Genomic DNA, 13030 nt, shown 5'->3' on the forward strand with positions numbered 1-13030 from the left:
TTTTTTTTTGGAATTTTGTAAAACCTTTTAAACAATACAGATGAAATACAAACAAAGAAAGAAAGCACTTATTCTATTAGCCGATGGAACAATTTTTCATGGTAAATCTATTGGAAAAGAGGGGTCAGCTTTTGGTGAGGTATGTTTTAATACTGGTACAACGGGTTATCAAGAAATCTTTACAGATCCATCATACTATGGTCAGTTAATGGTTACAACTAACGCTCATATTGGAAACTATGGTACAAAGGAAGATGAAATAGAATCTGATGACGTAAAAATTGCTGGTTTAATTTGTAAGAATTTCAGTTTTGAATATTCAAGACCAGCAGCGGAAGGATCATTAGAGGAGTTCTTTGAAAAGCATAAAACATTAGCTATAGCTGATGTAGATACGAGAGCATTAGTTAGCTATATCAGGGATAATGGAGCTATGAATGCTGTTATTTCAACTGATGTAGAAAATGTAGAAGGGTTAAAGAAGCAACTTGCTGAGATACCTTCAATGAAAGGATTAGAATTAGCCTCTCAAGTTTCAACTAAAGAACCTTACTATTATGGTGATGAAAATGCAACGCATAAAATAGCTGCTTTAGATATAGGTATTAAAAAAAATATTCTAAGAAATCTTTCTCAAAGAGACGCATATATTAAGGTTTTTCCATATAATTCTAAGTTTGAAGATTTAGAAGCTTTTAATCCAGATGGTTATTTTTTATCTAACGGTCCTGGTGATCCAGAGCCATTAGTTGAAGCACAAGAGTTGGCAAAAGAAATTATAGCCAAGAATAAGCCATTGTTTGGAATCTGCTTAGGTCACCAAGTTATAGCCTTAGCTAATGGAATTTCAACTTATAAAATGCATAATGGTCACAGAGGCATTAATCACCCAGTCAAAAACTTATTAACTGGTAAAGGTGAGATAACATCTCAAAACCATGGATTTGCAATAAATAGAGAGGAGACAGAATCTAATAGTAATGTAGAAATTACGCATGTACACCTTAATGATAATACAGTTGCTGGTATAAGGATTAAAGATAAGAATTGCTTCTCTGTGCAATACCATCCGGAATCAAGCCCTGGTCCAAATGATTCAATTTATTTATTTGATCAGTTTATAGAAAATATTAAAAATAACTAATACTAAATTGGCAATGATTTACAAATTTCATTGTCAATTTTGTTTTACGAAAACATTATAGTTTATTGATAACATAAATCTAATACAGATAGATATGCTATCGATTTACATTTTTGTAAATTTGATTTCAATATAAAAATAACTTAAACCAAAAATAATGAGCATTATAATTAATGTCCACGCGAGACAAATTTTAGATTCTAGAGGAAATCCAACAGTAGAAGTTGATGTAGTTACAGAAAATGGAATAATGGGAAGAGCCGCTGTGCCTTCTGGTGCTTCGACTGGAGAACATGAAGCTGTAGAGTTAAGAGATGGTGGTAATGCTTACATGGGTAAAGGTGTGTTGAAGGCAGTAGAAAATGTAAATGCAATAATTGCTGAAGAGTTATTAGGTGTTTCAGTTTTTGAGCAAAATGCAATTGATCAAATGATGATAGAATTAGATGGCACACCAAATAAATCAAAGCTTGGTGCAAATGCTATCTTAGGTGTTTCATTAGCTTGTGCTAAGGCAGCAGCTAATGAGTTAGGGATGCCTTTATATAGATATGTTGGTGGTGTCTCTGCAAATACATTACCGGTCCCAATGATGAATATTATAAATGGAGGTTCTCACAGTGATGCACCAATTGCATTTCAAGAGTTTATGGTTATGCCCGTAAAGGCTAAAAACTTTACACATGCCATGCAAATGGGAACTGAGATTTTTCATAATCTTAAGAAAGTATTACACGATAGAGGATTGAGTACTGCAGTAGGTGATGAAGGTGGGTTTGCGCCTAACTTAGAAGGAGGAACAGAAGATGCTTTAGATACTATAAAAAAGGCTGTTGATAATGCAGGATATACTTTAGGTGATGATGTGATGATTGCCTTAGATTGCGCTGCAGCAGAATTTTATAAAGATGGTAAATACGATTACACCATTTTTGAAGGTGAATCTGGAAGCGTTAGAACAAGTAAAGAGCAAGCAGATTATTTAGCTGAGTTATCTCGCAATTATCCAATCATATCTATTGAAGATGGAATGGATGAAAACGATTGGGATGGTTGGAAATATTTAACTGAGCAGGTAGGTGATAAAGTACAATTAGTAGGTGATGATTTATTTGTAACTAACGTAGAGCGTTTAGGAAGGGGTATTTCAGAAAGTATTGCTAATTCTATATTAATTAAAGTGAATCAAATAGGAACACTTACAGAAACTATTGCAGCAGTAAACATGGCTCATAACGCTGGTTACACTTCTGTAATGTCTCACAGATCTGGCGAAACAGAAGACAATACCATTGCAGATTTAGCTGTAGCACTTAATTGTGGGCAGATTAAAACTGGTTCTGCATCACGTAGTGATCGTATGGCAAAATATAATCAGCTATTGCGCATAGAGGAAGAATTAGGAAGTGTTGCTTATTTTCCACAAGAGAATGCTTTTAAAATAAAATAAATAAAATATAACTCACTTATATTTTGAAAAGCGGTTACTATTTGTAACCGCTTTTTTTGATTAAAAAGTCTAACGCTTCAATTGTTAAAAGCGTTATAAATCTGCTTCCGAAATCGTTTGATATTTTGTAAATTTGTACTCCTCTAAATAAATAACAAATAGAACATATGTCAGATAAAGCTACGTTAGAAATTAATGGTAAAAAATATGAATTTCCTATCGTTATCGGTACGGAAAATGAGGTTGCTATTGATATTAAAAGTTTACGAGGCGCCACAGAAGGAGTTATAACAATTGATCCAGGATATAAAAATACCGGTAGTTGCGAAAGTGCAATTACATTTCTTGATGGTGAAAAAGGTATATTAAGATATCGCGGTTACTCTATTGAAGAATTAGCTGAGAAGGCAGATTTTTTAGAAGTAGCCTATTTGTTAATTTTTGGCGAATTACCAAACCAAGAGCAATTAGATAAATTTGATGCTGATATTAAATCGCATTCAGTTGTCGATGACGATATAAAAAAGATTTTGGATGCATTTCCAAAATCGGCTCACCCAATGGGAGTTCTTTCTTCTTTAACAAGTGCATTAACTGCTTTTTATCCTTCTTCTGTAGACGTAGATTCAGAAGAAGCAATGTACGATTCTATAGTTAGGATACTGGGCAAATTTCCAGTTTTAGTAGCATGGACGATGCGGAAGAAACATGGTATGCCTTTGGACTATGGTGATAATAAACTCAGCTATGTTGAGAATGTATTAAAAATGATGTTTAAAAGCCCTAATAGTGAGTATGAACAGAATCCTATTTTAATCAACGCATTAGATAAGTTATTAATTCTTCATGCAGATCACGAACAAAACTGCTCTACCTCTACTGTAAGAATAACAGGTTCCTCTCACGCAGGATTATTTGTATCGCTTGCATCAGGAATTTCTGCTCTTTGGGGACCACTGCACGGTGGAGCAAATCAGGCTGTATTAGAAATGCTAGAAGCTATAAAAGAAGATGGGGGAGATACTAAAAAATATATGGCTAAAGCAAAAGACAAAAGCGATCCTTTTCGTTTAATGGGCTTTGGTCACAGGGTATACAAAAACTTTGATCCAAGAGCAAAGATTATTAAAGTTGCTGCTGATGAAGTTCTAAATGATTTAGGAGTTGAAGATCCAATTTTAGATATAGCAAAAGGCTTAGCAAAAGAAGCATTGGAGGATCAATACTTTATAGACAGAAAACTATATCCAAATGTAGATTTCTACTCTGGTATAATTTATAGAGCAATGGGTATACCTGTTGAGATGTTTACTGTTATGTTTGCTCTAGGGCGTTTACCTGGTTGGATAGCTCAGTGGCGTGAAATGCGTTTACGTAAAGAACCAATTGGTAGACCAAGACAGTTATATACTGGTGAAACTTACAGGGAATTTACATCAATAGAAGAAAGATAAATTAATACAATAAGTATTTCAAAGCTTCATAATTACTATGAAGCTTTTTGTATTTTAGTAACCTATGAAATTAAACATTCAGAATGAAACTGCTCGTTTAAGGGCTGTTATATTGGGAACAGCTGACAGTAATGGTCCAACACCTTCTATTGAAGAAGCGTATGACCCAAAATCTATATTACATATAAAAGCTGGTACCTATCCGAAAAATAGCGACATGATTAAGGAGATGGATGCAGTAGCCAGAGTTTTTGCCAAGTACGATGTGAAGGTTTATAGGCCAAAACCTATTAAGGACTACAACCAAATATTTTCAAGAGATATTGCTTTTGTAATAGAAGATAAACTGATAAAAGCTAATATTTTACCAGATAGAGAACGCGAATATGACGCAATTAGTCATGTTGTAGAACAGATCGATGAGGATAAAGTAATTGTACTTCCGGAAGAATGCCACGTAGAAGGTGGAGATGTAATGCCCTGGAATGATTATATCTTTATTGGTACATATTCTGGTGAAGATTATTCTGAATATATTACTGCACGCACTAATATGGATGCCGTAATTACTCTACAAGAGTTATTTCCTAATAAAAGAGTAAAGTCATTTGAGCTCAGAAAGTCTAATACGGAAGCTAAAGAGAACGCTTTGCATTTAGATTGTTGTTTTCAACCCGTTGGCAAGGATAAAGCAATATTACATAGAAATGGCTTTTTGGTTGAAAGCGAATATAACTGGCTTGTTAATTATTTTGGTAAAGAAAATATCTTTGAAATTACTAAAGATGAAATGTATAACATGAATAGTAATGTGTTTTCAATATCAGAAGACATCATTATTTCGGAAAAGAATTTTACTAGATTAAATACATGGTTAAGAGAAAACGGCTTTACAGTAGAGGAAGTGCCATATGCTGAAATTGCAAAGCAAGAAGGCTTATTAAGATGCTCTACACTGCCTCTTATCAGAGATTAATTAGTGTTATTTTCTATAAAGAAAGTAGTTGTTTACAAGATTTATATATTCTTGTTTAGCTTCATCTTCACTAATATTTTGTACTTGAAAAAGAGCGTTAGTTTTAAAAGCATTAATGATTGGTTTCCGACTACTAGGCCTACCATAATTATTAGTTGCTTTTTTATAATAAGCGTAAAGTCGAAGTAAGAAATCAGCAGGAAATGGTTCTGTATGATCGTTTACACGTTCTACAGCGGTATCAAACTCAATATCTAATTTCTTAGTTGTCATTTCATTTCTGCAATAACGCTTTCGCCACCGCGCACTTTTTGGTTTAATTCTACTTTAATATCAGCATCTAAAGGTAAAAATAAATCAACTCTTGAACCAAATTTAATAAATCCGGAATCAGAACCTTGAGAAGCTATTGAATTTGGCAATGCATAATTTACTATACGTTTTGCTAGTGCTCCAGCTATTTGTCTGTAGAGTATTTTTCCAAAACCATCATTTTGTACAACGACCGTTGTACGTTCATTTTCTTCACTTGCTTTGGGATGCCACGCTACTAAATACTTTCCTGGATGGTATTTACTATAAGTTATATTACCACTTATAGGATAGCGCGTTACATGTACATTTAAAGGTGACATAAAAACAGATACTTGAATGCGTCTGTCTTTAAATACTTCATTTTCCATAACTTCTTCAATAACAACTACTTTTCCGTCTACCGGAGATAAAGCCTGTTTTTCATTAGAATGTGTGTGCCTCTTAGGATTTCTAAAAAACTGAAGAATTAATATGAAAAATATAAGAACGATAATCATGAAGCCTTTGCGCATCCACTCATTACTTATAAATTCATCAATTAAGAATATTGATGCAACGACTATTACCAGTGTAATAAAAATAATTTTATGACCTTCTTTATGAAACATAGTTGATTATACTTAAAAATAAATACATAAATGGTGCTGCAAAGATAAGACTATCTAGACGATCTAAAAGGCCACCATGACCAGGCATAATAACACCACTATCTTTAACGCCTGCCTGACGTTTAAACTTTGACTCAATTAAGTCTCCAAAAGTACCAAATACACTTACTATTATTGCCATTATAAGCCAACTGGTAGAATTAAGAGTTTCAGAATAAAGTGCTATAAAATAACTAGCTATGCATGCAAAGAATAAACCTCCTAAAAAGCCTTCAACAGTTTTCTTAGGTGAAATACTTGGAAACAGTTTTTGCTTTCCAAAATTTTTGCCAACTAAATAGGCAGCACTGTCGTTTACCCAAACTAAAATGAATGCACCTAAGAGCAATAACGGAGTGAAAATATTTTTAAAATTGGCGATAAGCAATAGAAATACAAAACCACTACTAAGATAAAATGTAGTTGTAATATAACGTTTGGTCTCAAAAAGAGGAATTTTTTTAAATGTAAATAAATCTTTTAACAGAATAAGATTTACAAATATGGAGGTGACAAGAAGAATATTGATGGCTTCATAACTATTATTTATGTCTGCCTTGTAAAGACATATATACCAAAAAAAAGCGTAGATAATTATAAAAATCAAATAGTGTATATAACCTTTTAGTTTTATCAGTTTACTATATTCCATTAAGCTGATAATTCCAAATAGGGCTAACAAGATTATTAAACCTAGCTGAAAGTAGAGGGAGCTAATGAGTAATAAAACATACACAGTACCAGATAAAGCCCTTGTGAGTAATTCTTTCATTACAAATCTTCTAGTAGAAGTAAATATAAATTTTTAGAACTACTTCCATAAGTTAAAAAGTCTTTATCATCAGCAGCTTTAAAGTGCTTTATTGTTGTAATATTTGTAGGTATTTTGGTCTTACTTTTTTCTTTAATTCCTTTTAACCCTTCTCCAATACTTTCTACAAATTGACTCGTTGTAGCATATATGATGAAGTGTTCGGGAAGTTCCATTAATTTTTTCTCAGCAATTTGATTAGAAGAAATTAATAGTGATCCGTCATCGGAGATGAGATACTCGCAAGTTGATAAAAAATACGAGCTTTCAGAAATTTTATTAGTGCTATTAAGGTTAAAGTCCTTAAATAAATCAGTTAGACGTGTATCTATAAGAAATACCTTATCATCGTGCCATTGGTTTTCGCTTAAAATAGAATTAAAACTATCTTTAACTTCGGCCATGTTTTCACAGTAAAGAAATTTTCCACCATTAGCCTTAAAGTTTATCGTAAAACGCTCATCAACAGGCAACTTAACTTCAGGCATATATTTGCCACGCTCTTGATTTGGTATTTGTTCTTCGGATTGACTAGATTTTTTTCCAAAGAGTTTACGAAATAAGCTCATTCGTTAGTTGCTATTATTCTTATAATTAAGGAATCTCTCAAATATAAAAAAACTTAAATTAACATGTCGTCAATTTAAGTTTTTTATAGTTTTCCAAAAAATTTACTCTTCTTCTTCAGTAATAATTTCAGAAATTGTTTCAGGTTTATCGTAAGGCCTCTTTCCAAAAATCTTCTCTAGGTTGTCTTTGAAAATTACTTCTTTATCTAATAAAACTTCTGCCAACTCGGTAAGCTTATCTTTATTCTTTTCTAAGAGTTCGATAGCACGTTTATACTGATTTTCTATAATATCAGAAATTTCTTTATCGATAAGCTCTGCAGTTTGCTCACTATATGGTTTTGTAAATCCATACTCAGATTGACCCGAGTCATAATAAGTTAAGTTTCCTACTTTTTCGCTAAGGCCATAAATAGTTACCATCGCTCTAGCTTGTTTAGTTACTTTTTCTAAATCACTTAAAGCACCTGTTGAAATTTTATCAAAAATGACTTTCTCAGCAGCTCTGCCACCCAAAGCGGCACACATTTCATCTAACATTTGTTCAGGTCTTACGATAAGACGTTCTTCAGGTAGATACCAAGCAGCACCTAATGAACGCCCTCTTGGAACTATAGTTACTTTTACCAAAGGTGCAGCGTGTTCGAGCATCCAACTTACAGTTGCGTGTCCTGCTTCATGAAAAGCCACAGCACGTTTTTCTTCTGGTGTTATAATTTTATTTTTCTTTTCGAGACCACCAATAATTCTATCAACAGCGTCAAGAAAATCTTGCTTATTAACGGCCTTTTTGCCTTTTCTTGCTGCAATAAGCGCAGCTTCATTACAAACATTGGCAATATCTGCACCTGAGAATCCTGGCGTTTGTTTTGCAAGAAAATCTATATCTAGGGTTTCTTCTTTTTTAAGAGGGCGTAAGTGTACTTCAAAAATTTCTTTACGTTCTCTCACATCTGGAAGATCCACATAGATTTGACGATCAAAACGTCCTGCACGCATTAAAGCGCTATCAAGTACGTCAGCTCTGTTTGTCGCTGCAAGAACAATAACATTTGTGTTTGTCCCGAAACCATCCATTTCAGTTAATAACTGATTCAAAGTGTTTTCTCTTTCATCATTAGATCCTGAGAAATTATTCTTTCCTCTTGCGCGACCAATGGCATCTATCTCATCAATAAAAATAATTGATGGAGACTTTTCTTTTGCTTGCTTAAATAAATCTCTAACACGAGACGCACCAACACCAACAAACATCTCTACAAAATCAGAGCCTGATAATGAAAAGAAGGGTACTTTAGCTTCTCCTGCAACTGCTTTTGCTAATAGGGTTTTACCGGTTCCTGGAGGACCTACAAGTAATGCGCCTTTAGGTATTTTTCCTCCTAAGGCTGTGTATTTTTCAGGGAATTTTAAGAAATCTACTATTTCTTGTACTTCCTCTTTAGCCCCTTCTAAACCAGCAACATCTTTAAATGATGTTTTGGTATCTGACTTCTCATCAAACAATTTAGCTTTAGATTTTCCAATGTTGAAAATTTGGCCTCCTGCACCACCACCTCCGCCAGAGGACATACGACGCATAATAAAAATCCAAACACCAATAATAAGTACAAATGGTAATAATGTTAGAAGAAAATCTCCCCAAACATTTTGTTCTGTTTCGTATTCAACTCCAGTTGTAAGATTGTTATCCGCAATAATTTTGCTAATGTCTTTTTCGAAATTTTGAAGATCACCAAACTCAAATTTATAATTTGGTATCGGCGTTACCGAAGGTAAAATTGTTTTCTGTTCCGACCTTTTATGAATCTCTTGTTGTTTTGCCTCTTTCGTTAAATAAACTCTAGCCTCTCTTTTATTAACAATCATTACTTTTTCAACGTCACCCTTTTCTAAATAGTCTAAAAATTGAGCTGGTGTTGTTTCAGTGCCATTAGAGCTTCCAAAACCTCCTGAAAAAAGCTGGATTGATAAAAATGCTGCGATTATAATTCCATAAATCCAATATGGATTTATTTTCGGTTTCTTATTTAAATTTTTATTGTCTTTTGCCATTATTTAGCTTTTCTATTTTAATAACTTGTCTCTATTTCTGTAATCTTTGCGTCTCCCCAAAGACTTTCAATATCATAATGTTCTCTGATATGTTTTTGAAAAACATGTACAACGACATTAACATAATCCATTAATACCCATTCAGCATTATCAGTTCCTTCTGTATGCCATGGTTTATCTTTTAAGGTTTTGCTTACTAGTTTTTGTATAGAATTGACGATGGCGTTAACCTGTGTATTTGAGGTACCTTCGCAAATAATAAAATAATCACAAACAGTATTCTCTATCTCTCTTAAATCTAAAATCGTAATATCTTTACCTTTTACTTCTTCGATACCACTTATAACTGTTGTAATGAGTTGGTCTGCATTGGTTTTTTCTTTCGTCATTAAATTGATTTAACTTTGTGCAAAGTTATTATATTTTTAGTTCTTGGGTATCCTAATTATCATAAGAAATCTATAAAATAAATTTGCTATTATGATGTATATAATCAAACTTGATGCCATTGACTCTACAAATACTTATCTCAAGGATATGGCATCAATGAAGTTACCAAAAGATTATACTGTTATTGTAGCAGAACATCAGAGAAAAGGAAGAGGCCAAATGGGTACGCATTGGCAAACAGAACAAGGTAAAGGTCTCACTGCGAGTGTGTTTAAGACGTTTAACCATTTTAAGATTGAACAGCAGTTTTACATTAGTATGGTTGTTTCTTTAGCGATTTATAGTACTTTAAAAAGTTATCATATTTCTAAATTACATATAAAATGGCCTAACGACATTTTGTCAGCAAATAAGAAAGTATGTGGTATTTTAATTGAAAATATTATTAAGCATAATCAATTTACAGGATCAGTTATAGGTTTTGGTTTGAATGTTAATCAGAAATATTTCAATAATCTACCATCGGCATCCTCGATGAACATAATAACAGGAGTCGTTTACGATAAAGATGAAGTGTTGTCTAAAATATTAGAACAACTTCAGTTTTATTTCGGGTTATTAGAGGCTGAAAATTATAAGGAATTAAAAGTGGAATATGAAAAAAGCCTTTTTAGATATAACAAACCTTCAACCTTTGTAACACCAGAAAATGAAGCCTTTGTTGGAATTATAAAAGGGGTAAATGAGTCTGGTAAACTTAAAGTTTGGACTGAAAATGAAGTGATTAAAACTTTCGATCTTAAGGAAGTAAAACTATTATTTTAAACAGCTGTCTTCATATTAGTGACCAAAGTTTCAATAAATTTATTTATTGGACCTTTAATCATCATTGCCATCATAGCATTGAATTCTCCTTCAAAGTTTAACTGAACATCTGTTTTATTCATTTCAACTTCAGTAATCGTTCCAATTAATGAAAAATCTAATTTTCCCCCAGCTGCACCTAAAACAATTTTACTATTTGGTGTTGCTTCTTTTTTCTTTAAAATAATTTCAGGCATTCCTTTTAATGCAAATAGAAATTTATCATTTTCTAAAACTTCAAATTTACTAATGTTTTCAGGCATTAAGCTTTCAAAATTTTTAACATCAGATAAAAAGTTGAAGGTCTCTTCTGCTGATTTGTCTAAAGTAACCTTTGGTGATTCTAAATTCATAGTTTAAATTTTATTTGATGTATATCAATTAGCGTTCCATTCACTCGGATTGGCATTCCATTGTGCTAAAATGTCTTGTTGTTTCTCAGTAATATAGTGAGTATCTAATGCTTGCTCTAGTAGATTCTCATAATTACCGAGTGTATGTAATTCTATGTTGGCATCTTCAAAATTTTTCGAAGCAATCTCAAAACCATAAGAGAAAATGGCGACCATACCTTTAACAGTTACTTCTACTTCTTTCAAAGCACGTACAGCATTAAGACTACTCTTTCCAGTACTTATTAAATCTTCAACAACTACAACAGTTTGCCCTTTTTCTATATAACCTTCAACTTGGTTTTGGCGACCATGCTTTTTTGCTTCTGGTCTTACGTAGACAAAAGGGAGATTTAAATAGTCAGCAACTAAAGCACCAACGCCAATTGCACCTGTTGCTACACCAGCAATAACGTCTGGTTTTCCGTAGAGGTCTTCTATTTGTTTAGCCATAGTTTCTCTAATGTAATTTCTAATTAGAGGATAAGATAAAACAATTCTGTTATCACAGTAAATTGGTGATTTCCAGCCAGAAGCCCATGTAAAAGGAGTGTCTGGTTGTAATTTTATAGCATTAATTTGCAATAAAACTTCTGCAGTTTTTTTAGCGGTATTTTTATTAAAAATCATGATACAAAATTAATGAATTTTGAAAGCTTTAAAATTTAAAATGAAATTAATTTTCATTTTAATTACTATGTCATAAAAAATAATAAATTTACAAGACCAAAGACAATATTAACCGAAGTATGTATACTATTTTTGTAGGAGATAAACCTATAATTTTAACCACTAAAGTGGAGCAAGAGACAGATTTTAAGTCATTTCTACTAAAATCCGTAAATATAGGTAAGGTTATAAAAAGCCTTGCTAATACCGATTTAAAGGCAATACATCTAATTGGTAAAAATCCTGATAAATTATTAAAACAGTTTTTAAAATTATTACCAAATGTAATTGCTGGTGGTGGAAAAGCTTACAATGCTAAAAACGAAATTCTCTTTATTTATAGAAATGATAAATGGGACTTACCTAAAGGTAAAGCTGAACCTAAAGAGTCTATAGAAGAGACTGCTATTAGAGAGGTAGAGGAGGAGACAGGAGTTGCAGGCTTGAAAATTACAAAGCCATTGCCAACAACCTATCATATTTTTAAAAGAAACGGTAAACACAAGATTAAAGTCACGTATTGGTTTGAGATGAAAACTAATTTTGAAGACAAACTCACACCTCAAAAAAGCGAAGGAATTACTAAAGTAGAATGGTTAGATAATAATGCATCTCAAAAAGCCTTAGAAAACAGTTATGCTAATATCAGAATTTTGGTTTAAGTTCTTCATCTGTAAAAATTAGCTTTTTATCCGATTTCTTGTTAATTAATCTTAAAATTTAAGAGCCTGATATCTATAAAAAGTCATTTTGTTTAATTTTATCGATAAATAATTAAACAAAAAAGCAATGAAGAAATTACAACATTATCGTGGCCCCAATCTGCGATTAACCTCATTTTTGTTATTTTTTATTTTATTATTTAATCAAAACGTTTCGGCTCAAACGGATTGTGGTTCAATCGAAAGTTTTGAGTTTACGAATGGGCATGAAAGTTTAGGTTTAAATAACAATGGTATTTACGAGTTGATCGAATTACCTGACAATTTTTATGTAAAAGCTCTAGTTCACGGCCATATTGGTAGTGTTAGATTTAGAGTTGAGAATGTTCAAACAGGTGAGATAACTCAAATTATTGAAAATTTAGTTCCTTATACTTTTCCTGCGGGTAACTCTCCTTGGAATTTGGGTAGTGGTGTTTTTAGAATTAAAGCTACTGTATTTTCACAAAATAACGCACATGGTGAGACTTGTAGTGTAAGTTTTGTGACATTCACACTAAGTGATGAGGAACCATGTACAGCAGAAGCAGGGACCTTAACAGCAGTAGCGAGCAGTGTATGTAGCACAGGGG

Annotated in this window: 15 protein-coding genes; 7 read left to right on the top strand and 8 right to left on the bottom strand. The window is 32.6% G+C overall.

Going from position 1 to position 13030, the window contains the following annotated elements; all coding sequences use genetic code 11:
• The first annotated feature begins 40 nt into the window (after window positions 1-40).
• From carA to ACFWU4_RS15635, 4 genes are all read left to right on the top strand, one after another.
• Window positions 41-1144, top strand: a complete 1104-nt coding sequence (gene carA, locus ACFWU4_RS15620) for a glutamine-hydrolyzing carbamoyl-phosphate synthase small subunit (RefSeq protein ID WP_411129553.1) — start codon at window positions 41-43, stop codon at window positions 1142-1144.
• Between the two features lie 157 nt (window positions 1145-1301).
• The gene (gene eno / locus ACFWU4_RS15625) at window positions 1302-2594 is read left to right on the top strand and encodes a phosphopyruvate hydratase (RefSeq protein WP_411129555.1); all 1293 of its coding nucleotides are present in this window, start codon (window positions 1302-1304) and stop codon (window positions 2592-2594) included.
• Between the two features lie 167 nt (window positions 2595-2761).
• On the top strand, window positions 2762-4048 hold the full coding sequence (locus tag ACFWU4_RS15630; RefSeq protein WP_411129557.1) for a citrate synthase: 1287 nt from the start codon (window positions 2762-2764) through the stop codon (window positions 4046-4048).
• A 64-nt stretch (window positions 4049-4112) separates the two neighbouring features.
• Window positions 4113-5024 carry a dimethylarginine dimethylaminohydrolase family protein gene (locus ACFWU4_RS15635; protein WP_411129559.1) on the top strand — a complete coding sequence of 304 codons (912 nt, stop codon included), beginning with the start codon at window positions 4113-4115 and terminating at the stop codon, window positions 5022-5024.
• A gap of 6 nt (window positions 5025-5030) precedes the next feature.
• Here ACFWU4_RS15635 and ACFWU4_RS15640 read toward each other — a convergent pair whose 3' ends face one another.
• From ACFWU4_RS15640 to rsfS, 6 genes are all read right to left on the bottom strand, one after another.
• Window positions 5031-5297: an acyl-CoA-binding protein gene (locus ACFWU4_RS15640; RefSeq protein ID WP_411129561.1), complete on the bottom strand. Its 267-nt coding sequence runs from the start codon at window positions 5295-5297 to the stop codon at window positions 5031-5033.
• Window positions 5294-5947 (bottom strand): phosphatidylserine decarboxylase family protein, encoded by a 654-nt coding sequence (locus tag ACFWU4_RS15645; protein ID WP_411129563.1) that lies wholly within the window; start codon window positions 5945-5947, stop codon window positions 5294-5296. The genes ACFWU4_RS15640 and ACFWU4_RS15645 overlap by 4 nt, the downstream gene beginning before the upstream one ends.
• Window positions 5937-6758, bottom strand: a complete 822-nt coding sequence (locus ACFWU4_RS15650; RefSeq protein ID WP_411129565.1) for a phosphatidate cytidylyltransferase — start codon at window positions 6756-6758, stop codon at window positions 5937-5939. Before ACFWU4_RS15650 ends, ACFWU4_RS15645 begins: the two co-directional genes overlap by 11 nt.
• Window positions 6758-7366, bottom strand: a complete 609-nt coding sequence (locus tag ACFWU4_RS15655; protein ID WP_411129566.1) for an LUD domain-containing protein — start codon at window positions 7364-7366, stop codon at window positions 6758-6760. Before ACFWU4_RS15655 ends, ACFWU4_RS15650 begins: the two co-directional genes overlap by 1 nt.
• A 102-nt stretch (window positions 7367-7468) precedes the next feature.
• Window positions 7469-9421: an ATP-dependent zinc metalloprotease FtsH gene (gene ftsH / locus ACFWU4_RS15660; protein ID WP_411129568.1), complete on the bottom strand. Its 1953-nt coding sequence runs from the start codon at window positions 9419-9421 to the stop codon at window positions 7469-7471.
• A gap of 17 nt (window positions 9422-9438) precedes the next feature.
• Window positions 9439-9810, bottom strand: a complete 372-nt coding sequence (gene rsfS, locus ACFWU4_RS15665) for a ribosome silencing factor (RefSeq protein WP_411129570.1) — start codon at window positions 9808-9810, stop codon at window positions 9439-9441.
• A 91-nt stretch (window positions 9811-9901) separates the two neighbouring features.
• On the opposite strand from rsfS, the gene ACFWU4_RS15670 reads away from it, so the two are divergent.
• Complete coding sequence (locus ACFWU4_RS15670) at window positions 9902-10636, top strand: biotin--[acetyl-CoA-carboxylase] ligase (protein ID WP_411129571.1); 735 nt, start codon at window positions 9902-9904, stop codon at window positions 10634-10636.
• Here the strand turns inward: ACFWU4_RS15670 and ACFWU4_RS15675 are convergent.
• Window positions 10633-11028, bottom strand: a complete 396-nt coding sequence (locus ACFWU4_RS15675; RefSeq protein ID WP_411129573.1) for an SRPBCC family protein — start codon at window positions 11026-11028, stop codon at window positions 10633-10635. The genes ACFWU4_RS15670 and ACFWU4_RS15675 overlap by 4 nt on opposite strands.
• A 24-nt stretch (window positions 11029-11052) precedes the next feature.
• Window positions 11053-11697 carry an orotate phosphoribosyltransferase gene (gene pyrE / locus ACFWU4_RS15680; RefSeq protein WP_411129575.1) on the bottom strand — a complete coding sequence of 215 codons (645 nt, stop codon included), beginning with the start codon at window positions 11695-11697 and terminating at the stop codon, window positions 11053-11055.
• 119 nt (window positions 11698-11816) lie between these two features.
• Here pyrE and ACFWU4_RS15685 point away from each other — a divergent pair, with 119 nt between their 5' ends.
• Window positions 11817-12398 (top strand): NUDIX hydrolase, encoded by a 582-nt coding sequence (locus ACFWU4_RS15685; RefSeq protein WP_411129577.1) that lies wholly within the window; start codon window positions 11817-11819, stop codon window positions 12396-12398.
• Between the two features lie 127 nt (window positions 12399-12525).
• The coding region (locus ACFWU4_RS15690) for a hypothetical protein (RefSeq protein WP_411129579.1) at window positions 12526-13030 on the top strand (505 nt) is incomplete at its 3' end.

The organism is Winogradskyella sp. PE311 (assembly GCF_046545555.1).
Lineage (GTDB): Bacteria > Bacteroidota > Bacteroidia > Flavobacteriales > Flavobacteriaceae > Winogradskyella.